Source organism: Flagellimonas profundi, from assembly GCF_017313275.1.
GTDB classification, from domain to species: Bacteria; Bacteroidota; Bacteroidia; order Flavobacteriales; family Flavobacteriaceae; genus Flagellimonas; species Flagellimonas profundi.
The window spans coordinates 188,828-215,578 of sequence record NZ_JAFLNM010000001.1 but is presented as its reverse complement, the minus strand read 5'-3'; the positions used below and the strand labels follow the sequence as shown (position 1 = coordinate 215,578).

The following is a 26,751-nucleotide window of genomic DNA, read 5'->3' as shown; positions in this document are numbered from 1 at the left end:
GGAAACCTCATATTCAGAAACCCACTGATTACAACTGGTTTCTTCTGCCCGATGGACTAAAGATATGATGCTGGGTAGCTGTAAAGTAGTCCTTGAAGATTTGGTTCAAGGGGACTCCCTCGGTACTGGCCCGGATACCCAAAGTCGAGTATGCTCCAATAATGGTCTCAGAGATCGATTGTACTGAGCCTGCGGCCTCTTGGTGTATCCCTCGGATTAAACCATCGGGGATTTGGTGCCCTTTGGCCAATAGTGTTTCTATTTTTTTCGAATAATCCGACACATAATACTTTGCCCTGGTGATACAGGCCAATAATCGATCAAGGGATATATTGGTTTTTGTGCTTTTCTTGGCTTCTTCCAAAAAATGTTCGGCCATGCCGATATAGTTGACCCACAGGGTCAAATCGGCAAACACACTGAATGGAACTTTAAAAATTGGCTGGGACAGGTAAAATGTATCATATACAAAACTATAGTTCCCATCCACCCATTGGGAGTTGACCTCAAAGGAATGGGTAGCCGTTGCCTTTAGCCCCATGGTATTCCAATCCTGAATAATATCCACTTGTTCTCTTTTCAAAAGAAAAGAACGTACCAGAGGGGTTCCGTCATCCATTAGTACATCAGCACCATCTTCCCGGATTTTCGCATTCAAGGTAAAATGGGTCAGATAAGGAGCTCCCGTGGCATACTTCCATGTACCGTTTATTACGTAACCATTACCCACCTTGTCCGCAGTACCAAACACCCCTCCGCTTCCACCAAAAACAGGTCTGTTATTTCCGTTGAACAATTCATGGCCCGCCTCCTTAGGTAGATTCCCGATAAAGAAATTAGCTCCACTGCAAAGGGTCACCGTCCAGCCCAAGCTACCATCCAATTGGGCCAAAGATCGTAAGGTATCCAATCCATCGGCGAGGGACATTTCCAATCCACCATGGGATTTAGGCACCCATAGATTCCAAAGATTTTCCTGGGCAATCCATTGCAACACCTCCTTGGGCAGGACCTCTTTTCCAAAGCAAAGTTCACCAATCTCATGCATATGCTTTATCCCTTTCATTATCGATGATTCTTTTCCATTTGATATACCCTGAAACGGCCACAACGAACAAGAATGTGGTCAATCCTGCATAGATGTACAGTTCCTTATAGATCAACAAGGGAACCGAAATCAGGTTGCTGATGTTCAGATAGATCCAGTTCTCGATCTTACGTTTGGCCATCAACCACATACCGGCCCAGGCAAAGGCCACGACCACGGCGTCCCAATAAGGCACATCGGAATCCGTATGTTGTCCCAACCAATAGGCCATCAGGATAAAACAACTCAAAACAATCCCAACGGCAATACCTTGGTCTTTATAACTGGAATAGGAAATCGGGGCCTCTTGCTGTTGTTTACCCATCTTCCAATAAAACCAGCCATAAATGCTCATGACCAGATAGTACAGATTCAATAGGATATCAGCATACAACTGGGATTGATAGAGCACATAGATACTGATCAAAATGGCCACGATGCCGAACAAGTAATTGTGGACATTGTTCTGACGTGCCATTAGTACCTGGACCACCCCAAAGGCGGTTCCGAGCCACTGTAATAGGACAATTTGAGAAAATAATTCCATGTATTGGGTCTCCTTTTTTTGATAAAATACACAGGGGACCCCAAAAGGAAAATAGGCCAAAATGGCCTTGCCTTAATCCCTACGCCAGTATTACCTGGATCAGGTGCGAAGTGATTCACTTCCGGGTATGATCTCAGCCCTATAATAGGACACCCCATGTGATGTTCAAAGGTAGGGAATAGTTACAATTAAAAAGCGATGGAAGGATAAATTCCACATGGGTTCGTTTATTTAAAAATTGAGCTGACCTCTCGATGCACCTTTAAATAATGCTGTTCCAAATCCTCTTCTGAAACTGCTATCGGCTCCGGTAACCCTTTGGGAATATCAGGCTTCGGAAACCGCACCTTCCTATCTTTCCCATCCGCAAAGACCACAAACTCCCCCTGGCGCAATCGAAAGAACACCTCTGCCCTTCGTTTGGACACCTCCTTCTCCCCTTCCGTGATCCTTCGCTCCAGGTTCAGTCCCGAACTCTTGCTCACACTCCGCATCGGAATCTTGACCAGCTCAAAAAAACGCTCGTAGTATCGGGCCGTATCGGGGTCGTTCACCTTTCCAAAAAACTGATAGGATAGATTGGAAAGTATCGCCTTACTCGCCTTCTCCCCATACATCATATCGTTCTGGATCTTGTCCTGAAGCACGTATACACTTACAATATCATAGCTCCGCAAGGTTGCAGGTATGCGGTGCATGTTCAACAATCGCAAGGTGGAAGCCTCTTCCAACAACATAAAGGAAGGTTTGCGGTTCCGCCTACTCATCTGTTTGGAAATCGTATGGATGATCGTTGCAATCACGGGAGACAAAGAGGCATCCTTTTGGGGATTGTTCACCAGGGCAATGACAGATGGGTTGTTTTCATGATTGATGTCCAAGGGAATCTCATCCTTGGAAAGGACCATGAATATCTTCCGGGTACTGATCTTTTTAAAACCGTTGGCCAAGGTACTGAGCACCCCGGCCGTCTGACGGTCCGACCCCATTCCACTGATAAAGGCATCGGCCATGGCACGGGAGGTCACGTTCCCCCGCAAAAACTTGATCAGGCTCTTGGTGGCCAATTGTTGGTAAAGTGCCATCAAATGGGGCAGTGTACAATATTGGGGATAGTCCGTTTTCAATCGCCATATCAATCCACTGACCAGGCCCTCTGCGGCATCCTTAAAAAAACGGGAGGTGCTGTTCTCATCCGCGTCCCGGTGTTCCATCAAATTCTCCAAAAGAACCCGAGACACTTCGTGCACACTTTCCTCATCGGGCAAGTATTTGGGCGCAATGGGATTGACCCGGTGATAGATGGGGCCAAAGGAAACGATTCGAAAAGACACCTTTTTCTCCTTCCAAAGCGGGTACGCCATTTCCGTGATCTCAAAATCCTTGTAATCGTGGATGATCCCGGAAAACCGTTCCTTTCGGAAATGGTGCAACAATCCATAGATGACACTTTCGGTCTTTCCGCTGCCAGCAGAAGCCATTACGGAAATCCCTCTTCGGATATTGCCGAGGACCAGCCTCCTTCCCCGTACCTTCAGTTTCACTTCAAAGACCTTGGAGGGTTCATTGGAATCCTTATGATGATCCACCAGACCAAAGATCACGGTATGTACAAAAAACAATGGGAGCCAAAGGGACAGGGCCCCTTCCAAAAAACCACCCCAATGTCGCAACCAAGCTGTGGCCATGGCCAGTACCAATATGAACACAGCTCCTATGATAAAGCCATGTTTGAGATACCGAACGGCCACCGCCGATATCCCGCCCCAGAGGAACCAACAAATAACGATCCCGGTCCAACCCAACTGTTCCATCATACCATGTTTTAAATTCCGATTGACCCGGATTCCATGGCCTTTCCGATGCCCTTCTTCAGCTTCATCATGGCTTTATAGACCAACTGTGCCTTGTTGGTCGGTATGCTCGGCACCTTGACCCCTGCCTTGAACAACAATTGTTTGGCGGCCTGCTTTTCATTGGCGGGCAGTCCCAAAAGGGCGGCAAAGAATCGTTTGGGGTCCTTATCCAGAAGATTTCGGGCATGGTAGGTCTCCACAAAGTTCCTGCGATATCCAAATTGCTTGTCAAAGGCCTTTTCCGCAGCACGGTAGAACTTGTCCCGGTCAAAGCCCTGTTTGACTTTCTCGCCATTCAGCATGGTTTCCGAAGTACGGAATTTGGAGCCCGGGGACAGGCTATGGGAGTTGGTCACATCCTTTCGGCTGACGATGATATGGATATGGCTTTGATTGCCCTCCTTGGGCATTCCAGGAACAATGCGCTTACCGTTTTGTTTATGAGGGGCCTCAGCTTCCAGAGCCTGGATCTTATCCTGGAGCTTACCCATATCCCCTTGCTCCCTCCCTTCCCTAATGGCCCTGAGTTGATGCTGTAGTTCCAATATCTTTGTGGCATGGGCCTGGTTTTCCCTGACCGCTTTATCCTTTTCGGAATACGTCCGTTCCCGTTCCAGTTTCGCAAAGTACAATACATTCTTGACCGTTATTTCCTTATCACGGTAAAAGGAAGCTGCATAGGTCTTCATGAGTTCCCTGGTGTACTGTTTGAGTTTTTCTGGATCATCGCCGATATGTCTTAGTTCCGATTGGGAGGGACTGACCATGATGGAATAGAACTTCGGGTCCTTTTTGGAGAGCTTGGCGGTATTGGCATCGATCTCGGCAATGACCCTATCGGCCGCAATATTGTTTTCTGTCTGATTGAAAAACAGCTCTTGGTCTTCCAGGGATTTCCCTTCGTTCTCCTTTTCCAGATAGTTCACAAAATCCCGGGCACTCCCCTTATAGGTGTTTTCGAGCTGTTGACGGGTAATGGCGATATACATATTACAGGTTTTTGATTTTTTGTTGGTAGCGCTCAATGAGCTCAGGGTCCAGGTCCAACTTGAGGTAATCCTTCCCCAATCGGTTCTTCACTGGAACAACGTGGTCCAGGACATGCTTAAAGTCCCGTTTCAATCCCTCCATTTCCTCCTTAAGGTGTTCGTGCACGATTTTGGGAACCTGGATCTCCGTATCCAACAGTTCGGGATTGGAGGGTGTTTGCTTTTCGGTCAATTGTTGCTCAAAGAAATCGAAGTCCCCTTCCCATCCGTCCTCTTCCTCGGGTTCCAGTTCCTGCTGAAAAAGGGCTTGGATCATACTGACGGTGGGCAGGGTCTGTTCCTTTTCGATGCTTCGCATAATGGCCACCATGGCATTGAACCTTTTTTTGATCAAATATTTAAGGCCGGCGATGGTCTCGTTCATTCGTTCATCTGGGGATATGCCATTATGGTCAAAGAACTCCACCATGGCCAACAAGGTCATGGAATGGGACTTCCCCTGTCGCTTGGAAAAGCCCTTGAACTTTTGGAGCACCGATTTCTTAATGCTAACGGTGCGAAACGCTTCCTTTTCGTATCCCTTATCCATTTTTAGCTTAAAAATTCCTTGGTTTTATTGGCCCCAGCGCAGTTTTACGCTAAAAATGCCCAAGGCCCTATTTCTCTATATTTCCCAAACCCCTATAAACAGGGCTTTGCAACGCAATGATGATCGGTAGCGCTGCGCCAGCACGCTATCCTCTTGCTTCTCCTTTCTGTCCCGCAGGGCCAAAAAGTATCGCACAACATGTTCTAAAAAACTGTTGCATTGTATCTAAAAGTCAAATCGAATGGTACGGACTTTAGGAAAGTCAAATCGAATCGCCGTACATTTTGATCGTTGCATAACAACAGCTTAAATATATGAATATTAAGCCGTTGCGCATAGAAAAACCCAATCATAATGATTGGGTCGTTTTGTTGCCTTTTGACCCCACCAAAGGGGCCAAATTGCCATCCACTGATCAAGGTTCACATCAGCCCATTGTCCGCAAAACTGTAATAGCGTCCATCGGGTGCCAGGATGATATGGTCCAAAACGTTAACATCAAAAAGCAGTGCCGCCTGTTGGATTTTTTTGGTCAATTGTCTGTCCTGCTCGCTGGCCTTCAATTGCCCAGATGGGTGGTTATGTGCCAAGATAATGCCCACGGAAAGCGTTTTGAGGATAATGGCAAAAAGAATGCGCATGTCCACCAAGGTTCCCGTGATCCCACCATGGGACAATGGATAGATGCCCTTGACCTTATTGGAGCGATTGAGCAAAAGGATCTTGAAGGTCTCGTGCAATCCTATGGTATCGCCATCCCAGTTGTTGAACAACAGGGCCCCTACTTCCTTGGAATTGGTAATCGACAGTGATTTCAGGGTACTGAGCTTCTCCCGGTAACTGATCTGTATCTCGTTGACTGTATGTTCCATTGTTTTCCTGTTAAGATTGAAAAAGGAAGGGATGCCCAGGTCTGTTCCCTGGGCACCCCATTACTTCTAATCTTCATTGGTGGTTCCTCCCAGCAAAAGGATTTCGCTCAACACCACTTCGGTCACATAACGTTTGTTCCCCTCCTTGTCCTCATAGGACCTTGAGGTCAATTTCCCTTCAATGGCAATCTCCTTGCCCTTGGTCACAAAACCTTCGATGATGTCGGCCAGCTTGCCCCATCCAATCAGGGTATGCCATTCAGTGTTGGTCACCCGCTCCCCTTGGTTGTTCTTGTAATGTTCGTTGGTGGCCAGGGTCAGACGGGCCACACGTTTTCCACTCTCCAAGTTGGTGATTACGGGATCCTGTCCCACATTTCCGATAAGTTGCACTTTGTTTCTTAATGTACTCATGATAAAAAAGCTTTAAAAGGTTAAAAATTCCCCCCTTTTCATTTGGTCTTTGTTTCCCAAATTTTAAGGGGCGTTTGTTTGGCTTTCTTCGTGCACAGCACAATAAAAGAAGGGGGTTCTGTCAAGGCTTTTGAAAGGAAATCGGGAGGGTCCATGACGTACAAAACCTTTTTTGGTTTTCACGGAAATGGAAACCCTATTTACGGACAAAACCTGCCTTGGCCTTGACAGGTTCCTCAAGGGCCTTAGGAATTCCATCCGACCCACTTGCAAGTGAGCGTACGGAAAGTTAAGCGAGAAAAGAAAGTGGTGTCCTGATTGGAAATCCTTGGGCACTGCCTGTTTTTCGATATACCGAAAAACAACCAAGGCTTCTTTTATTACCGACCCCTTAAAATTTCAATCTTGGGAAAAGTAACTGAACACGCCTATCCTAACATATTAAAAGATCTTTATGGGGTACATTTAAGGTATACACTCCACCCTATACCATTAGTACCACTAGGTGTTCGTCAACATGGTATAAATCAAAACGGCATTCCAGAAAATCATCCTTTTTAGACATATTCATTTTTAAAATAGCTGAGTGGGGAAAGAATCCCCTTGATTCGTATTATTTTGGTTGATCTAACCGACTGTATCAAGTAAAAATGAACCATACAACCTATATTTTGTTGGCTTTTACCATCACTAAACTTAAAAAACGCTCTTAATGTTGGTAAAAACCAACATTATTCTGTTTAATATCATGTTTTATTCATATATTTGTTGGGAAATACCAACGTTAACATAACAAAAAACACTTAGTGATGGGAAATACCAACATTAATTGGGTTCAGATGTCGGATGCGGCTATCGTACAACAGATTGGCAACTACGTGAAATATGAACGCCAACAACAGAACAAAACACAGCTACAACTGTCCGAATCTGCAGGCCTGAACCGTTGGACCATCAGCCAGATCGAGAACGGGGAATCTATTTCATTGACCAGTCTGCTCCAAATCTTACGTGCACTGGACCGTTTGGCCGTGCTGGACAATTTTGAATACTCTGATGAAATAAGTCCTTTGGAATATGCCAAGCTTAAAAAGCAGCAAAAGCATAGAGTCAGGAACAAAAGCACCCAAGAAGGGGACGAAAAGGATTTGGAATGGTAGACGTAGCAGAAGTACTGATCTGGGGGGAGTTGGCAGGAGCCATCCGATGGGATAAAAGTAGACAACTGGGCCTATTTGAATACAGCCCGAAATTTCTGGAAAACAACTGGGACCTTTCTCCCTTAAAAATGCCCATTTCCCAAGGTCCAAGGATTTACAGCTTCCCGGAACTTAGAAAAGGGAGAAATCAAACCGAGGACACCTTCAAGGGCTTGCCCGGCCTATTGTCCGATGCCCTTCCCGACAAATACGGGAACAAGCTTATCAATATTTGGTTGGCCCAACAAGGAAGACCCGAAAACAGCATGAACCCTGTGGAAAAACTATGCTTTATTGGCAAACGCGGCATGGGGGCCTTGGAATTTGAACCGGCACAAATCAGAAGTGGCACCAAAAGTTTTTCCCTGGAAATGGACAGTTTGGTAGAAGTCGCCAAAAAAATGCTCAACCAAAGGGAGTCTTTTTTGACCAACTTGAAGAAGGATGATGAAAAGGCCATGATGGAAATACTAAAAATCGGGACCTCTGCAGGGGGAGCTCGTCCAAAGGCCGTTATCGCCTACAATCCAAAGACTGCGGAGGTGCGCTCGGGACAGGCCAATGTGCCCAAAGGCTTTGAGCATTGGCTCATTAAACTGGACGGGGTCAGCGGCGAACAGTTCGGTGACAGCCATGGCTGGGGCCGAGTCGAGTATGCCTACTACCTCATGGCCAAGGACTGTGGGATAGCCATCAGTGAAAGTCAGCTGTTGGAAGAAAACGGTCGGGCCCACTTTATGACCAAACGCTTTGACCGCGAAGGCAATATAAAACACCATGTACTTTCCCTATGCGGTATACAACATTATGACTTCAACGATATGTTCGGCTATAGCTATGAGCAAGTATTTCAGACCATGAGATCCCTAAGACTTACCTATCCGGAAGCCGAAGAAATGTTCAGGAGGATGGTCTTCAATGTATTGGCCACCAATTATGACGATCATACCAAGAACTTTTCATTTCTCTTGAAAAAGAATGAAAAATGGCAATTGGCCCCTGCCTTTGACCTATGCTTTGCCTTTGATCCCACCAACCACTGGGTAAACAAACAAACCTTGAGTGTAAATGGAAAAAGACTTGGGATCACTGCCGATGATTTGATGACCATTGCCCAAGACAACAATATTAAAAAAGGTAGAAAAATCATCAAGGAAATCAACGCTATAGTCAAATCCTGGGCGAAATATGCAAAAAAGGCCGATGTGGGCAAGGAACTATGGCATAGAATACAAAACAACCTAAATACATTATAACATCAATTATTGGTACGTTTGAGATGCTGGAAGATGGATTCAAATCAAATAGATACCCCGCTATATTGGGCAATTTGAGAGATAATGGTTATCTGGATGAATCCGATGTCGATATACTGTTAAAGAATTTTGTTTCCACACATACGATCAATTTTGATGGAATAAGTGATGCAAAGGCCAAGATGGTTACCGGAGCATTGATAGATAATTACCAACGCATCAAAGGAGGTGAATAACAAACCCCATATCTCCTTCCACTTTCCGACAGTAAAACACCTTAGAAATCAACCTTCCTTATTGCCGACTTGACGTTTTACCCCCCCTATTCCACCTTACAAAATTTTGGTTATCAACAGCTCCTCTCTTTTCCTCATATCCCATGGTACCAAATCAAGGCATTCAGTACTAAATCAAACCAACTAAAATAATATTCACAATCTTCTGATTATCAATTATATAAATGAATAATAAAGTACTTTTCACCTATCAATAATCGTCCAACCCATAAACGTTTACGATATGCGAAAATCTCTTCTGATCACCTTATTGTTACTGTTCACCTCAAGTGCTATTATGGCCCAGATCGGGGGAATCGAGGATTCGGTCAATGATATCTCCGATACCATCCGGGCCATTTTCCCCATTATCCTGGGTGTCATCTTTTTGGTAGGCTTTCTGTTCAATGCCGGTCATTTTTTCGGAGAGAACTCAGACCTGAAAAAAGGCATCACCCGGGTATTGGTCTTTGTACTTATTGCCGGGGCGGTGGTGGGTATTTTCACTTATCTCATTGGCATCGTGGTCTAGCATGAAAACCTATCGCACTTACCGAAACATTCGTAAACAGGCCATGATCATGGGGCTTCCCATATCCATGTTTGCCCTACAAATGGTATCGGTCATCGGTTCCCTATTGATCATCATCTTTTCCTTTCATTTTGGTGTCATCGTGGGCCTACTGTTGTTCAATGCCCTACTCTATGGGGCATTGGGCCGGTGGGTCAAAAAACCCATGCCAATTAAGGTCAAGAACACCTTTCCCAGCACAATCAGCAATAAACGCTTAAGCTCCTTGAGCCATGTCTAAAATCAACCTGAACACAAACCACCCTATCCTCGATATCCAAAACCATATCGTCTTTGCAAGTAATGGCAATGTAGTCCTTAACTATGCAGTGGACTTTCCCGAAGTGTATTCCCTTTCCGAAAGGGATTTTGAGGAAATGCACAGTATCTGGTTCCAGGCTTTCAAGTCCTTGCCCACGGGGACAATCATCCATAAACAGGATATATATCAAAAACAAGGCTACTCGGCCAAACAGCTCAAGAACAACACTTTTTTGGAAAGGGCCACTCACGACCATTTCAAAGGCAGGGAGTATCTAAAACACGATGGGTACCTTTTCTTTGTGCTTCCATTGGACAACGTCCTCAATGCCTCCAAATATGTGAACCCCTTTCGTAGTACCGCAAAGGGATACCATAGAAAGTTGGACCTGCAGGTGGCAGAGTTCATCACTACGATAAATGACACTGTTTCCTATATCAACAACGCAAAGCACATCAACCTGCTTCCTATGGATCCAAAAGGTGTTTTGGTCCATACCCATAATTATTTCAACGGGTTCAACCTGGATTTTGATACTGACATCGTATTGAACAACAAAACCATAGAGATCGGCGACCATTATTTTGACGCCATGGCCTTCAACAGTGAACTGTGTTTTGGGGAATCTGTGCACAGCAGTATCTCCAATAGCAGGTTCACCTCGGATGACTTTATCTTCCACCAAGGCTTTTTGGACGGTTTGGGATTGGATCTCAAGGAAAACCATATCGTGAACCATATATTGTATCTGGATGACAAACATAAATGGCGCAAGGTCTTGGACAAAAAGATCGAAGAGCTCTCCAAAAGCTCCAATTTCGGCACCCAAAACAAAGTGGTCCTTAAAAAGATCCGACACATTGTGGACCAAATCAATCAAGATGATAGCTCACGCATTATCCGCGGCCATCTCAATATCATCTTCTGGCATCAAGAACGACATCATTTAAAACAAATCGCCTCCAAGATCAAGACAGAGTTCAAGGAATTGGACATGGTCCCTTATCATCCCAGAGGGGAAGAACGCAAACACTACTTTTTAAACTCCCATCCTTGTCATGCCTCCAACTTCAGCAATGAAGACCTCTATGTCTCGGATCTCAAACACGCCCTTTGTCTTTACATCAACAATACCAATTACAAATCGGACGGTACGGGGATTATCTTTAATGATCGCCAGTACAATATCCCCATACACAAAGATGTTTGGGACGCCGAAAAAAAGCGGATCAAGGCCAGGAACTTTGCCATTTTCGCCCCGACCGGGGAAGGAAAGTCCTTTCTGGCCAATAACATCCTAAGACAATACTTTGAAGCGGGCGTTCGCTTGGTGATCATTGACCTGGGCGGTTCCTACGCCAAGTTCGCCCACCTTTATCCTGACCGCCATATCATTCTTCGCTATGCGCAAGGAAAAAACCTCGGCATCAATCCATTCTACCTATCGAACCCGGAAGACTTGAGTCCTGAGCGTTTGGAGGATCTTGCCCATTTCCTGCTCGAACTCTTGGCAGAGGAAAAAGTGAACAAATCCAAGGAAGTGGCCATCAAGAAAGTGTTGCTCCATTATTACAGACACATCCGGTCGGAACATTCCTTGGGCTCCCTGTACCGTTTTGTCGACCGACGGAAAGAAACGCTTATCCAAGAACTACAGCTCAAGGAAGCCGATTTCAATATTTATACTTTTTTGCACATCCTCTCGGAATATGTGGAAGATGGTCTTTACAGCTTTTTGTTCGATACAGAAGAAGATCAGAGCTACACCTTGGAAGATAAACAATTGATCGTATTTGAGCTGGACGAGGTAAAGGACAACAAGGAAATCCTTTCGGTGATGCTCAAACTGATCAAATCGGCCATTCAACGAACCATTTGGCAAAATCGCTCTGAGCGGGGCATCATCCTTTTTGATGAGTTTGCCAAACAATTGAAGTTTCCCAATGTGCTGGAAAGCGTGGAATTCTATTACCAGGCGATACGAAAACAAAACGGGGCCATCGGTATCATCCTCCAATCCATCAACCAATTACCGGAGAACTCCACCTCGGCCAGTATCCTGGAAAATACACAGGTCATTTATTGCCTTAAGAACGAGAAGGGGTATGAGACCTTAAAAAAAAGGTTGAGCCTATCCAGCCATGACCTGAACCAGCTCAAATCCATCCGAAACCATTTGACCGGGGACCGAAAATACACGGAAGTCTTTATCAAAATCGGAAAGGAAAGCAATGTGTTCCGGTTGGAGGTGCCCCCTGAGGTCTATGCGGCCTATCTGACCGATGGCAGTGAAAACGAACACATTATGCAGCTCTTTGAAAAGACCCATGATATGGAGCAAGCCATCACAGAATATATACATCAAAAAAACTTGACAACATGAGTAAAGAGAAGAAACAAAACAGAAGAGGAACCTCCTTTACTTTCGGCCTAGCCATGGCCATGGTATTTTTATTGCCTGTAGGCGCTGCCTGCCAAGGGATGCCGGTATATGACAATACGAACTTCATCAGTATGACCAAGTCCTTGTTGGAGTCGGCCAAACAAACCTCGGAACTTCTGAAGACCGTGGAGTTCCTAAAAGAACAAAAGGAGAACATTGTCAAGGTCAATAACACCATTAAACAACTGAAAGCTGTCAAGGAACTGGCCAAGAACAATGAAATCTTGTTCCAAACGGTCCAAAACGACCTCAGGGACATTTTGAACTCCCCTTATATCAAGGCCGATGAAGTGGCACAGATATCCGACTCGTTTGAGGACATCATGGACACGGCCATCGACGATCTGGATTTTGTCAACCAGATCCTCTCCAATGATTTTTTGAAAATGACGGATGCGGAACGAACGGCCATATTGATTGAAAAGAAAATACAATCCCAAGAAATGGTGGCGGAACTGGAAGTCAAGACCCGTCGCTATCGGGAGATCATCTCCTTTCGGAAGATGCAGGATATTATCAATAATCGAGAACAACAATACTGATGGCCGGATACTTTTTAGGCATAGGATTGGAATATGTGGACGCGGTCTTTCAGACCATCAAGGAAAGTGACTTTTCACAGTACACCATTGTGGGCATGAAGACCTTGGCCATCCTGTTTTTCTTGGTAAATATCCTGAAAAAATACAATGAGGGCATTGCATCGACCGATGGCCATACCTGGGGGCTTACCCCTACGGAACTGGCCAAGAACTTTGTGATCGTGCTCTTGGTCATTTTCTCCACAGAGATATTGGGGGTGTTCGATGGTATTCTTGTGGCCATTGAAGCCCAGTATCGGGACACGGCTCCGGCACTCCTCCCCTTACAGCTACAGGATGTGGATCTGGAACGGGATGTGGGTGCTTTGGAAGCCGCCAAAAAAGCCATGGCCATGCTATATGAAGCCTTGGTCACACCATTATACGGGCTCAAAATGCTGGCCTTTATCATCGGAACCATCTTATGGTTGCTGGATATTTTCATCTATCCACTGTTCCTGGCCGAACGGTATTTCCTGTTGGGCATCTTACAGGCCTTTTTCCCCTTGGTCATCAGCTTGTCAGTCTTTGAAAAGTTCAGAAATCTGGCCTATACCTATTTCAAACTGTACGCAGGGGTCTATATGCTGGTCCCAGCTTTTTTTCTGGTCAATGTCTTTGTCAATAACCTCTATACGGAAATCAATACCAACTTTTGGGGTAGCCTGTTCGGGACGGATTGGGGCAGTGAGTTCTTCGCCCCGGTCATAGAATTCGGGTCCATCGGGTTCATCGTACTGCTCAAGTTCAAACTCTATCGAAAGGCAACCAGCTTTACCCTGCGATTGTTCACCGGTTAAATCCATAAGAAAATGAAAACACCCTTTAAAAACATATATCAGCAACTGCGATTGAACCGTTGGATCGTCCTTTCGGTAGTCCTCGTTTCAGGATTGGTCTGCATCATCTCCATGACCATGGTGGCCCGAATGCACCAAAACAGTCTCAACAATGCTTTTATGGTCAATGATATGGGCGATGTCATACCCTTGAAACTCATCGACCAACGGGAGAACCTAGAAGTAGAGGCCCTGTCCCATTTGGAAGAGTTCCATCGACTGTTCTACGGTGTGGATGCAGCGAATTATGAGCGACATATGGAAAAGGCCCTATGGTTGGGTAATGCCTCGGTGGACGCACTGTACAGACAAAAGAAGGCCGATGGTCTATACAACAGGTTGATGCAATACTCCTTGGTCCAACAAGTGGAGCGTATCCACTCCAAGATTGATATCACAATGGAACCCTACTCTTTTGAGACCCGAACTGTGTTCAGCATCAATAGGGGCGGTATTACGGATACCTATGAACTGGTTACTTCGGGCAAATTGATATCCGTGGAGCGTCATTTCCCCCATAATCCCCATGGATTGTTGATCACTGATTTTTATGAAAACTCACTCCATAAACTAGAAGAAAATGAAGCTACAGAAAAATAAAATCGTATTTGTACTGGTCTTGGCCTGCGTCGTATTGTTCATCACCGCGTATGCCCTGCTCACCTTTGGAAAGGAGAAAGAGCCCGAATTGAACACGGACCAAATCCCACTGCCAGACCTTGAGGAACCCCCTATGGAATACAGGTCCAAATTGGAGGCTCTGGAGGCCATCAAAGAGGAACGTGAGTCCACGGCACCTCCGATGTATCCAGAGCATATGGTGGACGACAAGGGCTACTTCAACCCTGATTATATGGAATATGAAAAACAGCGTATCATCGATAGCCTTTATATAGAAGAACAAAAAAAGCATAGTCGGTCACTATCCTCAAAACAATCCTTAGCCCCAGCTACACCTAAACCAGAAATCAACATCCCAATAGTTTCCGATTCCAGTACATTAACCAAAAGCATCGATTCCAAAGTACTCGGGTTGGAACACCAACTTTTCTTTGCCTCGAAACCCAGAGCCAACAGCAAATTTTCCAATGAATTTCCTGTAGTACGGGTCAGTGGCCGTCAACAAATAAGAGAGGGACAACGCTTGGAGTTGATGCTCACTTCCGCCCTCACCATCAATGGATTTCATTTACCCAAATATACACGCCTGTATGGCTTTGCCAAGATCCGTCCCAACCGGGTATTAGTCGAGGTTTCCCGACTAGGGAATCATCCCATTGCACTCAAGGCATATGATCTTCAAGATGGCAAGGAAGGCATTTATGTGGAAAACCATCTAAAGGGGGCCATTGTGAACCAAGGCCTGGATGAGACCATAAGGGAGGTAAATATCCCAGGAGTTCCCCAATTGAGTGGCATCAAGAACATCTTTAGGAAGGACAACCGTGCCATTAAGGTTGAAATTCCCAATAACTATCAATTCCTTTTAAAACCCTGATCATGTATTTAAAGTATCTCTTCACACTTATCATCATCTCAACAATATGGACAAACTCGCATGGCCAAAGAGCCTTGGACACCATTTATGCCAATGAACACCAGAACGTGGGCCTGTTTTTCCCCAATCCCATTCAAAAAGCAGTGTCCGGTCATCCAGGTTTTGTATTCACCTATAACAGGGAACAGGAGGAATACCTTGGTTTGTTGCAAGCTGTTCCTGGAAAACCCAGTAATTTATTGGTGATCACTACCGATGGTATAGTCTACTCCTTTCATTTGGTATATGCGAAGACACTTCCGAAGTACAACCACTTTATCACAACACGGGAAAGCATAGGGACCCTTCGGCCAAATCAAAACAATAAAAACCTTGATTCAAAAGTCACGGATTCCCTTACAAAGCAACAGAAAACATACAAGGACCACTGTTCCCACCTATTGGAACACAACACCAAAAATCTGGTGACCGAACGAAAAAGAGGACTTCGGCTCCGCTTGGAATCCCTTACCTATCATGGTGATGAAGTGTATCTGGTTTTGAATATCAAAAACAAATCAGGTATTGATTTCGAACTTGGACATTTGGCTATTTCAGTAATCAATGGCAGTAAAAAAAGAAGGGCAACCTCCCAAGAAATACCATTGGATATTGCCTACTTCTATAAAAAACCGGATATCGTTCAAACAGGAAATCACCAAAGACTTGTCTGCGTGGTCCCAAAGTTTGTCTTGGGTCCCAAGGAGGACTTGAAGATCCAGTTATGGGAAAAAAGTGGTAGTCGTACCATGTCCCTATTGGTTCCGAAATAACCCTCAGCATCTATTCTCGTGATTTTACAGACCAGTTGTTTATTGGCCGCCTCCAGTAATATATTGTAAAAAAAGGGAAAGAAATGATCCGACCTGTATGCTTCCGTTGATTTGGCAAGCGTAAGGCTAATGGGAGGTTTGTTGCCATCCCTGAGCCAGTCCTCCGTATAACGAAACGTATAATGACCATGATTGTCCAGGGCAAGAATACCTGTCCATTGCCCTTTATAATGGATTTTTGACTATCTCATTTCCTATTTCCGGAATTTCCTTAACCTTAAGTGTTATTTCCAATCCAAAAACATCCGCAATTTTTTCCAAGGAGGACAAGGTTGGATTGGCATCCCCCTTCTCAATCTTATACAGGGTATTTATACCCACCTGGGCAATTTCCGCAGGATGTTCCTGGGTTATCCGCCTTTGAGTGCGAAGCTCTTGTATAATATGGCCTATACGTTGTTTTGCATTCATATTAATACACTTATATCCACACTATACTGCGGTTTTAGGGTTACATTGAATGTTTCATCAAAAAAATATATCAATTTCCACATTATAATGTGGAATTAAATGAAATAATCTACTATTTCTTATTTTTTTAAAACCTCCATGCCCATTGCTTCCAAATCCTACTTAACTACCCTTAAATGTCCCTTCCTTTTATGATTCGTTGCAACAGCTGATTCGGATTCCAACGTTTGACCACCGTCTTTTGGACCCTTTAAAGCTTCTTTTAGTTTCGACATGTCCTTGCTGATTTTCTTTTCCACCACCCTTGCATATTTTTGGGTAGTCGATAGTTTGGTGTGACCAAGGAGTTTTGACACAGTCTCTATGGGGACATCGTTCATCAAGGTGATGGTGGTCGCAAACGTATGTCTGGCGACATGAAAAGTAACCTTCTTATTTATTTTGGCTCGTTTAACCACCTCTTTCAAGTATTTATTCACCTTTTGATTGGAAAATACGGGCAATAAGGAGCCGTCCTTCTTATAGTCCGGGAAATACTCATATTTTTCCAGGATACATTTGGCATCGTACAGAAGCGGTACCTTTACAGGGGTATTGGTCTTTTTCCGCCTGACATTGATCCATTGATCCCCATCCAATCCCTTGACAATATCACCGGTTTTGAGCAGTTTTACCTCGATATAGCTCAACCCTGTGTAACAGGAAAAAATAAAGATATCGCGCACCATGTCCAAACTGGAATTCTTGAGCACCAAATTCCTTAATCGTTGTATCTCCTCCTCTTCCAAAAAATCACTGTCATAGGACTCGAACTTCATTTTATAAAGGGTAAAGGGATTTCTTGAAATACAGCCGAACTTATGGGCCAGAGTGACCATTTTTTTGAACCGCTCCATATGTTTCATGATACCATTGTTGCTCAGGGGAATGTTCTTCACTATGGTCTCACAATTGCGCAGATAGGTCTCGAACTCGATTAAAAAAGCATAATCGACCAAGGACAGTGGTGCATCGGATGTTCGGTACCTTTGCTTGACGAACCTGAGCAAATAGGTCTCTGTGCCCGAATAGTTCTTGATGGTCCCTTTGGCAAGTTTGGGGATCTCATGCTTTCGATGGAAATCAAATATGTCCTTTAGGGTCTGAACGGGCTTGTCATTGCCCAAGAACCGGTCCTTGATCGCCCTGGCCGATATGGGTGCGCCTTCCGCCATCAACTGTCTGTGGCAATCCAGGAGCTTGGCCTGGATATCATCAAGATACATATTGATGCTTGCAGCCCCTTTGAAGCCGCGGTGAACCTTGCCTGAAGAGTGGCACCAATGGTCCTCCAAAACGGTTCGGTGGACGCTCAGATCGGAGCGTTGTTTTTCAAATCTGATACGCGCATAGATGGGAACTTGACCGTCAGGTTTTCTGGCCGTTTTCTTCAGCCAGAAACCGATGTTGAATGCATGTGAGTTTTTCATGTGTTTTCGCTTTAAGTGGAACAATCCGTTAGCGAAAGTCAAATCACACGAAAGATCAAATCAGGGCATATAAGTTAAGAAATCCTCCCGAAAAATAATAGGACACCCTATAGGACACCCCCATATATTGCCTTTATATGGCAATAAAAAAAGCCAAAGAAAATTAATTCTCTGGCTTTCAATAAATTATGGTTTTCAATTTTAACAAAAAAACCATAAATGTCGGGGTGGCAGGATTCGAACCTGCGACCTCCTGCTCCCAAAGCAGGCGCGATAACCGGGCTACGCTACACCCCGAAGTATGTTGGAAAAAGCGGAGAGACCGGGACTCGAACCCGGGCAGCACTTACGCGCTGACAGATTAGCAATCTGCTCCGTTACCACTCCGGCACCTCTCCTATTGAATTCTTAAGAACGTGCACTCTAAAAATGCGGATGCAAATGTACCTTTTCAGATGTAAGATCGCAACTATTTTTTCATTTTTTTATCGGAACTTTTATCACTCCTCTGCTATTCAGGATATTCCACCCTTAAATGATAGATGTTGGTAAGCTTTTGCTTAAGTACTTTTTTAACCATTTCTATTTCCTTAAGCGTAATATTGGCATTTAAATACTGGTTGGCCTGCATTTGCCCTTTTACTATCTTCTCTACGAACTCGTCAATTATGGTAAATGTAGGGTTCTTCAAACTCTTGGAGGCAGCCTCAACAGCGTCCGACATCATTAAAATTGCCGTTTCTTTGGAAAAAGGTATTGGGCCAGGGTACTTAAAATCCTCCACAGCCGTCTCTTGATCCAACTCTTGTTGTTTTTTATAGAAATAATAGACCGTAGTTGTTCCATGGTGAGTCCTGATAAAATCGATTACACGATCAGGTAAATTGTTTTTCCTGGCTATCTCAATACCGTGGATAACATGATCTATGATAATTTTAGCACTCTCTTTTGGTGGAAGGTCATCATGAGGGTTAACACTGGTTATTTGATTTTCCGTAAAATAAGTCGGGTTCTCCATTTTACCAATATCATGGTACAATGCCCCTACCCTGACCAGCATGGCATTCGCTCCTATTTCATTGGCTGCAGCCTCCGCAAGGTTGGCAACTTGCAAGGAATGATGAAATGTTCCTGGCGCTTTATCCGAAAGTTCTTTGAGCAATTTGGAATTTGTGTCGGACAGTTCCAACAACGACACATCAGAGACAAGTCCAAAGATTTTTTCGAACATATAAATCAGCGGTTGGGCAAAAAGGGTCAACAGGCCGTTCAAAACAAATACACCGAACAAAATCCATTCAATGTTTTCCAAGTTACCTTCATGGATGGCGTGGAAAGCAAAATATCCCACGATATATATCAACGTAATCTGTCCTACAGAAATAAAGAGATTCGCTCTCTTATACAGTTCTGAAGCCGTTAGAATTGTAACGATGCCCGCAATGATCTGTAAAAAGATATATTCAAAACTATTGGGCACTATAAAACCAAGAATCAATACCGTTAACACATGCACAAACAATCCCAACCGTGCATCAAAAAAGTTTTTCAATATCAAGGGAAGAATACACAACGGAACCATATAAATATAGCTTTCGTAGTGTTTTACCATAAGGGTGGTAGCAAGGACCATCAATAAAATATTGAAGAAAATAAAAGTGACCTTGTTGTTGTTCTGAAAAATCCCGTTCCTGTATCGTTTCAAAAACAAAAACAGCATTATGAGCACCAAAGCCACCAGAATGGTGTACCCCAATAATATAAAATAGTAGTTGCTCCCCATCCATAGTTCCGACTCATATTCATCTTTGAGGGAGTTCAATACTTTAAAATCCTCGTTCTCCACAATCTCCCCCTTGGCAATAATCAGTTTGCCTTGGTCTACCTCGCCCCGGGTATATGAAATTTTGGAGAGCTCATCGTTCAACGCACTTTCCGTAAGTACCTCATCATAAAAAAGATTGGCCTTAAGACTATTTTTGATAATGGACTGAAGACGTACCGAACCATCAACAGTTGCATCCGACAAAAGCTCTGTAATATTTTTTTTTGCTTGTTCAAGACTCAAATAATCGCTCGGAGCAATGGGTTGTGCCTCGTTGTTCCGCACTACGACCGTGGATTCTGATTGGGGCAAATTTTGAAAAACACCATGCACATAGACCTCATCAACAACGGCTTCGGAAATATTTCTAAGGGATTGTCGCTCCGATGAAGAAAAGTCTCCGGATTGGAAAATGGTGTTCAATTCTTCCAAAACCTCATTTTTTACATCGGAAACGAGCGAAGCATTAAAAGTGTAGTAATCTGTTTTATTGGTTCGAATCGAGGATTGCTCCTCTTGAATCTCCTCTTGGGTCTTTTTTATCGAAAAATCTATGGGCGCATATAAATTCTCATACTGCCAAGGCTTCCCCTTCTGAAACTCATATTTAAACTTGCCTCCCTTTGGGAAAAAAAATACAATCAGGGCTACCGATACCACATACAGGAAATACTTGTAGACCAGTGATTGATGTTTGTATACATTATCCAAGGTTTTTCCCATTCCATAAAACTGTTAGCTTCAAAAATAGAAAATATATATAAGAAGTACGTTGCCCAAGTTCCTTATCGCTTTGCATTTAAATTTAGTATTTTCGCAGGAGTAAAAATGCACATATGAAAAAAGTAGTTATAGTTTCTGCCGCAAGAACACCTATTGGAAGTTTTATGGGAGCCCTATCCAGCGTTCCCGCCCCAAAATTGGGTGCTGTGGCCATAAAAGGAGCTTTGGATAAAATAGGTCTAAAACCTGAACTTGTCGAGGAAGTTTTGATGGGAAATGTAGTGCAGGCCGGAACAGGTCAGGCACCAGCGAGACAAGCTGCAATTTTCGCAGGCATTCCCAATACCGTGCCGTGTACAACGGTAAACAAAGTGTGCTCCTCTGGAATGAAAACCATCATGCAAGGTGCGCAATCCATTGCTTTGGGCGAAAACTCCATAGTTGTTGCCGGGGGTATGGAAAACATGAGCTTGATTCCTCACTATGCCTACATGAGAAAGGGAACCAAATTTGGCCCTTCCACATTGATTGATGGTATGCAGAAAGATGGTCTGGTAGATGCTTATGACCAGAATGCCATGGGCGTATGTGCCGATGCTTGTGCTACAGAATATAAATTTAGTAGAGAAGACCAAGATGCCTATGCCATTCAATCCTATAAACGTTCTGCTGAAGCTTGGAAGAACGGCAAATTCGATAACGAGGTAGTTCCAGTTGAAGTACCCCAGCGCCGAGGAGAAGCTATTGTAGTGAATGAAGATGAAGAATTTAAAAACGTAAAACTGGAAAAAGTTCCCGCTTTAAGGCCTGCCTTTTCCAAAGATGGGACGGTTACCGCTGCCAACGCCTCCACCATAAACGATGGTGCTGCGGCAGTTGTGCTGATGAGCGAAGAAAAAGCCAAAGAACTTGGCTTGACACCTTTGGCTACCATTAAAGGATATGCCGATGCGGCCCAGGAGCCCGAATGGTTCACCACAGCCCCTGCAAAAGCACTCCCAAAAGCATTGGACAGGGCAGGAGTATCCATTGAGGATATTGACTTTTTCGAATTCAATGAAGCATTTTCGGTGGTGGGTCTGGCCAATATGAAAATTCTTGGGCTAAACGACTCCAATGTCAATGTAAATGGTGGTGCGGTTTCCTTGGGACATCCCTTGGGTTGTTCAGGAGCGCGAATTACCATAACATTGTTGAATATATTGGAACAAAACAATGCCAAATTGGGAGCTGCCGCCATATGTAATGGTGGTGGTGGAGCTTCATCCATTGTTTTGGAAAGAAATTAGTGATTCAATCTGTACAGTAAATGCAATATGGAATTTGTCCTCTAAGTATTGTTCCCATTAGAACAAATCCGGACGATTGTGCCGAAATGTCATCCCAATTGTTGTACGGGGAGCATTTTAAGGTTCTTGAGGCCAGGAAAAAGTGGAGCAGGATCAGAACGGCTTATGACAATTTTGAAGGCTGGATACCAAACAACCAACTTAAACTTATTGCAGAAGATGTTTATAAACATATTGAAGCCCTAGAACCTCAAAAAATATGTTCGGATGTTGTATCACATATCTGTACAAGGGATGGGATGTTACAACCCATTATAATGGGTTCCATGATCAACTCCCCTGAATTGTTGGAACATACATTCGAGGGCCATATCTCTACCGATAAAAACCCCAAGGACAGTTTGGTGGATACGGCTATCATGTATTTAAAGGCTCCGTATCTAGCGGGTGGAAAAACTCCGTTCGGAATCGATTGCTCCGGGTTTACCCAAATGGTGTACAAGATCAATGGATACACATTGGCCCGAACTGCCGAGGAACAATCAAAGCAAGGAGAAGCCTTAAGTTTTATTGAAGAAAGCGAGCCTGGTGATCTAGCCTTTTTTGATGACAACGAAGGTATTATAGACCATGTTGGCATTATTTTAAAGGACAATTACATTATCCACGTAAACGGCCATGTCCGTATTGATAGAATTGACCACACCGGTATATTTAATTCCGAGGAAAAACTATATACCCATCAATTACGGGTCATAAAAAAAGTGATATAAAAAAAAGCCCCGAACGTATCGGGGCTTTTTTTTAGGAAGAACACTTGATTATTCTCCCAAAAGCTTTTTGATTCTCATGAAGTTCTCATTGTCTCCCAAAGCTCCATAAATGTTTTTCAACTGGGTCAAGATACTTTCGTTGTCCGGGTTGGACTGAAGCGCATCTTCCAAAACAGCTGCTCCTTCTCTGAACAAGCTATCTTTCTTCTCCTTAAGCTCGTCGTATTTTGCAATGTCAGCTTTAGAAGTTCCCAATACGTTCATTTCATCAATAAGGCCGTTCCCCTCGTTCACATAAGTTGTGGAAAGGTTCAACAAGGCATTGATGTAACCTGGGTCAATGGCCAACGTTTTTTTATAGGCATCCCTAGCATCTTCCAAGTTACCTTGCTCCATATTGATCACACCGATATTGTACAACAAATCTGGGTTGTCGGGAGCCATTGCAGATGCCTGCCCCATCAAATCCTTGAATTTTTCCTTATCTCCAATAGCATAGTACAAGTTAGCTTCTCCCAAAACCAAGTTTACATCGTCTGGATTTTCTGATCTGGCATCGGCATAAGCTTCAATTGCCTTTTCATTTTCTCCCATTTGCTGATAAATCAAAGCAATGTTCTTAACGATTTCTGGTTTTTTGGATGGGCTCACCTCTTCTTTTGGATCTTTGTGTGTTCCAGCCTTTACATAAAGGTCACGAGTGGCTTTATCCATGCTCTCGGTTTCTCCGGTCTCCACATTCACCGCTGTATAGGTTACAGATTCCCCATTGTAGTCAAGATCCTTCAGTTCTTTGTAATATTGAAGGGCCTTTTCCATGTCCTGACCGTTTACTGCACTACTTGCAGCGTAATAGAGATAAACAGTGTCCTTTGGGCTCAATGTATAGCTCAGGTACAATTTCTCGGCAGCTTCACTGAACTTTTTGTTGTTGTTGTCCTCTACTGCAGAGTTGACCAAATCAGCTGTCATTTGTCCCATTTTCTCTTGGGCAACGGAAGTATATTTAGACTTTCCGCTTGCTTCTTCAACAGCAATTACTTTTTTGTAAGCCTCCAATGCAGACTCGTAGGAAGATGCATCTCCTTTCTTTGCCAATTCGTAGTTCGCATTCCCTAAAAGTGCATAATACTCGGCCTGATCTTTTTCCTTGGCCGAATCGATTAGGGAGGCAGCGCTTACCAAAGCAGCTTTTGCAGCTGCTGCATCACCGTCCTTCAAAGCCCTTTCCGCCGTCTTCATCTCATCCTTCTGGGCAAACCCCATAGTGGATACTCCTAAGGCTAATAGTATTAATATTCTTGTTCTCATGTTAAAATTGAAATTATTTAGTATTTATCGATTTATTGCTTATATCTACTTAATTATTCTTTTTCGTCCGTATTATCATCAATAGCCGTGCCATCTTCTCCTTTTACTTCGATATCCCTGATATCGGCTTCATCGACAGGGTCATCTTCCTTCATCACTTTGGCAACTGCCGCAATGGCATCATTATCCTTTAGATTGATCAAACGAACCCCTTGTGTGGCTCTTCCCATCACCCTAAGATCTTCAACCCCCATACGGATGGCAATGCCCGATTTGTTGATAATCATCAGATCATCCGTATCGGTTACATTTTTGATGGCCACAAGACCTCCGGTCTTATCGGTAATGGAAATTGTTTTCACCCCTTTTCCACCCCTATTGGTGATTCTATAGTCTTCAATATTGGAGCGTTTTCCATAACCTCTTTCGGATACTACAAGAATGTCATCTTCAAAATTGTGAACAGATACCATTCCAACCACTTCATCATTATCATCTGCCAAAGTTACACCTCTTACACCGGAAGCGTTTCTTCCCATCGGTCTTGTTTTGGATTCTTCGAAGCGAATGGCTTTTCCGGACTTAAGTCCTAGGAATATTTGACTGGTACCGGTCGTCAATTTAGCTTCCAACAATTCATCACCCTCTCGAATGGTTATCGCATTGATACCATTTTGACGAGGTCTTGAGTACTGCTCCAATGAAGTCTTCTTGACCGTACCTTTTTTGGTCGCCATGATCACAAAGTGACTGTTGACGTATTCTTCATCTTTCAGATCTTGGGTACAGATAAAGGCCTTTACCTTATCATCTTGTTCAATATTGATCAAGTTTTGGATGGCCCTACCCTTGGATGTTCTGCTTCCTTCAGGAATTTCGAATACGCGCATCCAGAAACATTTTCCCTTTTGGGTAAAGAACAACATATATTGGTGGTTGGTACCCACAAACAAATGTTCCAAGAAATCTTCGTTTCTGGTAGACGATGCTTTTTGTCCGACTCCTCCCCTATTTTGGGTCTTATACTCTGTAAGGGACGTTCTTTTGATATAACCGGCATGGGAAATGGTAATCACCACTTGCTCATCAGGAATCATATCCTCAATGCTCAAATCCCCTCCTGCATAGTTGATTTCTGACCTTCTGTCATCACCATACTTTTCCTTGACCTCCAGAAGCTCATCTTTTATGATTTGCATTCTACGCTCCTTTTTATCAAGAATGTCTTTCAAATCTTCTATGGTCTTCAACAGCTCGGCATGTTCTTCACGCAATTTGTCCTGCTCCAGACCTGTAAGTTGGCGCAATCGCATCTCCACAATGGCCTTGGCCTGAACCTCCGTTAGTTTAAAGCGCTCGATCAATTTGTTACGGGCTTCCTCAACATTGGAAGAAGCTCTAATGATGGCAATTACCTCATCAATATTATCGGAAGCAATGATAAGTCCTTCCAGAATATGAGCACGGTCCTCGGCTTTTTTCAGTTCGAACTTGGTTCTGCGAACAACAACTTCGTGCCTGTGCTCCACAAAATAGTGGATAATATCCTTTAGGTTCAATAGTTCAGGTCTACCATTGACCAATGCAATATTATTGACACTAAATGAGGATTGAAGGGCCGTGTACTTGTACAACATGTTGAGTACGATGTTAGGAATGGCATCACGCTTTAATATATATACGATACGCATTCCATTTCTATCGGACTCGTCCCTAATGTTGGATATCCCTTCTATTTTTTTATCGTTGACCAGGTCGGCAGTCTTTTTGATCATGTCCGCCTTGTTCACCTGATACGGGATTTCGGTAACGACAATGCATTCTTTGCCCTGAACCTCCTCGATGGTTGCCTTGGCACGCATTACCACACGGCCTCGACCTGTATGGAAAGCCTCTTTTACACCGTCGTACCCATAAATGATCCCACCTGTAGGAAAATCAGGAGCCTTAATATGTGTAATAAGCTCATCGATCTCTATGTCATAATTATCTATATAAGCTACCGTACCATCTACCACTTCCGACAAGTTGTGGGGTGGCATATTGGTTGCCATACCCACGGCGATACCAGAAGCTCCGTTCACCAACAAGTTGGGAATACGGGTAGGCAGTACCGTTGGTTCTTCGATGGTATCATCAAAGTTTAGTTGATGGTCTACCGTATCCTTATCGATATCGGCCAACATCTCCTCTGCAATCTTGCGCATTTTGGCCTCGGTATAACGCATGGCCGCAGGGCTATCGCCATCTACGGAGCCAAAGTTACCTTGACCATCCACAAGCATGTACCTAAGGCTCCATTCTTGGGCCATACGTACCATGGTATCATATACTGAAGAATCACCGTGGGGGTGATACTTACCTAATACCTCCCCAACAATACGGGCAGATTTCTTATGCGAACTATTGGACCTGACTCCCAAATCGTGCATTCCATAGAGCACTCTTCGGTGAACAGGCTTTAAACCATCACGAACATCTGGCAGGGCACGTGACACAATGACCGACATTGAATAATCAATGTAGGCAGATTTCATCTCATCCTCAATATTAATGGGAATTAACTTTTCTCCTTCCGCCATGCTTATTTATTATTGTTTTTTTGTGGTTAAATTATCATGGCAATATACAGAAAATAGCAGCCTCTATAACGCTTTGCGAATACTTTATTAAAAAAATTATCAACATTGCAGGTATTATCAAAAATGTGGTGATAAAGCTTTGTTAAATAGTCAGAAAATGGTAAATATTCCGACATTTACCACTACTTTATCGAATAAGGGTACGGTATTTGACCACC

The 26,751-nt window shown here is 43.8% G+C and carries 26 protein-coding genes, 2 tRNA genes and 1 riboswitch; of the genes, 13 read left to right on the top strand and 15 right to left on the bottom strand.

Annotated elements, in window-relative coordinates:
- Positions 1–28: 28 nt before the first annotated feature.
- The 7 genes from J0654_RS01040 to J0654_RS01010 form a co-directional block, all read right to left on the bottom strand.
- The gene (locus J0654_RS01040; protein WP_207025856.1) at positions 29–1,066 is read right to left on the bottom strand and encodes an acyl-CoA dehydrogenase family protein; all 1,038 of its coding nucleotides are present in this window, start codon (positions 1,064–1,066) and stop codon (positions 29–31) included.
- The gene (pnuC, locus tag J0654_RS01035) at positions 1,041–1,634 is read right to left on the bottom strand and encodes a nicotinamide riboside transporter PnuC (protein ID WP_207025855.1); all 594 of its coding nucleotides are present in this window, start codon (positions 1,632–1,634) and stop codon (positions 1,041–1,043) included. Before pnuC ends, J0654_RS01040 begins: the two co-directional genes overlap by 26 nt.
- Before the next feature lie 58 nt (positions 1,635–1,692).
- Positions 1,693–1,801: riboswitch (TPP riboswitch) on the bottom strand.
- A 60-nt stretch (positions 1,802–1,861) separates the two neighbouring features.
- Entirely contained in the window at positions 1,862–3,451 is a 1,590-nt protein-coding gene (locus J0654_RS01030; protein ID WP_417948390.1) for a type IV secretory system conjugative DNA transfer family protein, read from the bottom strand.
- Between the two features lie 8 nt (positions 3,452–3,459).
- Positions 3,460–4,479: a MobB family relaxase gene (gene mobB / locus J0654_RS01025; RefSeq protein ID WP_207025854.1), complete on the bottom strand. Its 1,020-nt coding sequence runs from the start codon at positions 4,477–4,479 to the stop codon at positions 3,460–3,462.
- Position 4,480: 1 nt separating this feature from the next.
- Positions 4,481–5,068, bottom strand: a complete 588-nt coding sequence (locus J0654_RS01020; RefSeq protein ID WP_207025852.1) for a PP2C family serine/threonine-protein phosphatase — start codon at positions 5,066–5,068, stop codon at positions 4,481–4,483.
- Positions 5,069–5,490: 422 nt separating this feature from the next.
- Positions 5,491–5,940 (bottom strand): JAB domain-containing protein, encoded by a 450-nt coding sequence (locus tag J0654_RS01015; protein ID WP_207025850.1) that lies wholly within the window; start codon positions 5,938–5,940, stop codon positions 5,491–5,493.
- Between the two features lie 66 nt (positions 5,941–6,006).
- Positions 6,007–6,354 (bottom strand): single-stranded DNA-binding protein, encoded by a 348-nt coding sequence (locus J0654_RS01010; protein WP_207025848.1) that lies wholly within the window; start codon positions 6,352–6,354, stop codon positions 6,007–6,009.
- Positions 6,355–7,163: 809 nt separating this feature from the next.
- Between J0654_RS01010 and J0654_RS01005 the strand changes: the two genes are divergently transcribed.
- The 11 genes from J0654_RS01005 to J0654_RS00955 all read left to right on the top strand — a co-directional run bounded on the left by J0654_RS01005 (position 7,164) and on the right by J0654_RS00955 (position 16,090).
- Positions 7,164–7,514 carry a helix-turn-helix domain-containing protein gene (locus J0654_RS01005; RefSeq protein WP_207025846.1) on the top strand — a complete coding sequence of 117 codons (351 nt, stop codon included), beginning with the start codon at positions 7,164–7,166 and terminating at the stop codon, positions 7,512–7,514.
- Positions 7,508–8,809, top strand: a complete 1,302-nt coding sequence (locus J0654_RS01000; protein WP_207025845.1) for a type II toxin-antitoxin system HipA family toxin — start codon at positions 7,508–7,510, stop codon at positions 8,807–8,809. The genes J0654_RS01005 and J0654_RS01000 overlap by 7 nt, the downstream gene beginning before the upstream one ends.
- 65 nt (positions 8,810–8,874) lie before the next feature.
- Positions 8,875–9,045 (top strand): hypothetical protein, encoded by a 171-nt coding sequence (locus tag J0654_RS00995; protein ID WP_207025844.1) that lies wholly within the window; start codon positions 8,875–8,877, stop codon positions 9,043–9,045.
- 283 nt (positions 9,046–9,328) lie between these two features.
- Entirely contained in the window at positions 9,329–9,616 is a 288-nt protein-coding gene (locus J0654_RS00990) for a hypothetical protein (RefSeq protein WP_207025843.1), read from the top strand.
- A 1-nt stretch (position 9,617) separates the two neighbouring features.
- Positions 9,618–9,896 (top strand): hypothetical protein, encoded by a 279-nt coding sequence (locus J0654_RS00985; protein WP_207025842.1) that lies wholly within the window; start codon positions 9,618–9,620, stop codon positions 9,894–9,896.
- Positions 9,889–12,300 carry a TraG family conjugative transposon ATPase gene (locus tag J0654_RS00980; protein WP_207025841.1) on the top strand — a complete coding sequence of 804 codons (2,412 nt, stop codon included), beginning with the start codon at positions 9,889–9,891 and terminating at the stop codon, positions 12,298–12,300. The genes J0654_RS00985 and J0654_RS00980 overlap by 8 nt, the downstream gene beginning before the upstream one ends.
- Positions 12,301–12,353: 53 nt before the next feature.
- On the top strand, positions 12,354–12,902 hold the full coding sequence (locus J0654_RS00975; RefSeq protein ID WP_207027868.1) for a conjugal transfer protein: 549 nt from the start codon (positions 12,354–12,356) through the stop codon (positions 12,900–12,902).
- A complete protein-coding gene (locus J0654_RS00970; protein ID WP_207025840.1) occupies positions 12,902–13,741 on the top strand; it encodes a hypothetical protein in 840 nt (279 codons plus the stop codon). Before J0654_RS00975 ends, J0654_RS00970 begins: the two co-directional genes overlap by 1 nt.
- A 12-nt stretch (positions 13,742–13,753) precedes the next feature.
- Positions 13,754–14,380 carry a conjugal transfer protein TraK gene (locus J0654_RS00965; protein ID WP_207025838.1) on the top strand — a complete coding sequence of 209 codons (627 nt, stop codon included), beginning with the start codon at positions 13,754–13,756 and terminating at the stop codon, positions 14,378–14,380.
- Positions 14,361–15,278 carry a conjugative transposon protein TraM gene (traM, locus tag J0654_RS00960; protein WP_207025836.1) on the top strand — a complete coding sequence of 306 codons (918 nt, stop codon included), beginning with the start codon at positions 14,361–14,363 and terminating at the stop codon, positions 15,276–15,278. Before J0654_RS00965 ends, traM begins: the two co-directional genes overlap by 20 nt.
- A gap of 2 nt (positions 15,279–15,280) precedes the next feature.
- Positions 15,281–16,090, top strand: a complete 810-nt coding sequence (locus tag J0654_RS00955; RefSeq protein WP_207025835.1) for a DUF4138 domain-containing protein — start codon at positions 15,281–15,283, stop codon at positions 16,088–16,090.
- Here the strand turns inward: J0654_RS00955 and J0654_RS18410 are convergent.
- From J0654_RS18410 to J0654_RS00925, 6 genes are all read right to left on the bottom strand, one after another.
- Positions 15,973–16,290 carry a HipA N-terminal domain-containing protein gene (locus tag J0654_RS18410; protein ID WP_417948819.1) on the bottom strand — a complete coding sequence of 106 codons (318 nt, stop codon included), beginning with the start codon at positions 16,288–16,290 and terminating at the stop codon, positions 15,973–15,975. The genes J0654_RS00955 and J0654_RS18410 overlap by 118 nt on opposite strands.
- Before the next feature lie 25 nt (positions 16,291–16,315).
- Entirely contained in the window at positions 16,316–16,561 is a 246-nt protein-coding gene (locus J0654_RS00945; RefSeq protein WP_207025832.1) for a helix-turn-helix domain-containing protein, read from the bottom strand.
- Positions 16,562–16,719: 158 nt separating this feature from the next.
- Positions 16,720–18,030 (bottom strand): site-specific integrase, encoded by a 1,311-nt coding sequence (locus J0654_RS00940; protein WP_207025831.1) that lies wholly within the window; start codon positions 18,028–18,030, stop codon positions 16,720–16,722.
- A gap of 222 nt (positions 18,031–18,252) precedes the next feature.
- Positions 18,253–18,327: transfer RNA gene (locus tag J0654_RS00935), tRNA-Pro, on the bottom strand.
- A gap of 17 nt (positions 18,328–18,344) precedes the next feature.
- Positions 18,345–18,428, bottom strand: a tRNA-Ser gene (locus J0654_RS00930).
- Positions 18,429–18,541: 113 nt separating this feature from the next.
- Positions 18,542–20,578, bottom strand: coding sequence for an HD family phosphohydrolase (locus J0654_RS00925; RefSeq protein WP_207025830.1), 2,037 nt, complete (start codon positions 20,576–20,578; stop codon positions 18,542–18,544).
- Positions 20,579–20,691: 113 nt separating this feature from the next.
- Between J0654_RS00925 and J0654_RS00920 the strand changes: the two genes are divergently transcribed.
- Entirely contained in the window at positions 20,692–21,867 is a 1,176-nt protein-coding gene (locus tag J0654_RS00920; protein ID WP_207025829.1) for an acetyl-CoA C-acyltransferase, read from the top strand.
- Between the two features lie 20 nt (positions 21,868–21,887).
- Positions 21,888–22,640 (top strand): C40 family peptidase, encoded by a 753-nt coding sequence (locus J0654_RS00915; RefSeq protein WP_207025828.1) that lies wholly within the window; start codon positions 21,888–21,890, stop codon positions 22,638–22,640.
- 48 nt (positions 22,641–22,688) lie between these two features.
- Here the strand turns inward: J0654_RS00915 and J0654_RS00910 are convergent, their stop codons facing one another.
- Positions 22,689–23,951: a tetratricopeptide repeat protein gene (locus J0654_RS00910; protein WP_207025824.1), complete on the bottom strand. Its 1,263-nt coding sequence runs from the start codon at positions 23,949–23,951 to the stop codon at positions 22,689–22,691.
- Positions 23,952–24,004: 53 nt separating this feature from the next.
- Positions 24,005–26,533, bottom strand: a complete 2,529-nt coding sequence (gyrA, locus tag J0654_RS00905; protein WP_207025823.1) for a DNA gyrase subunit A — start codon at positions 26,531–26,533, stop codon at positions 24,005–24,007.
- Positions 26,534–26,751: the final 218 nt, after the last annotated feature.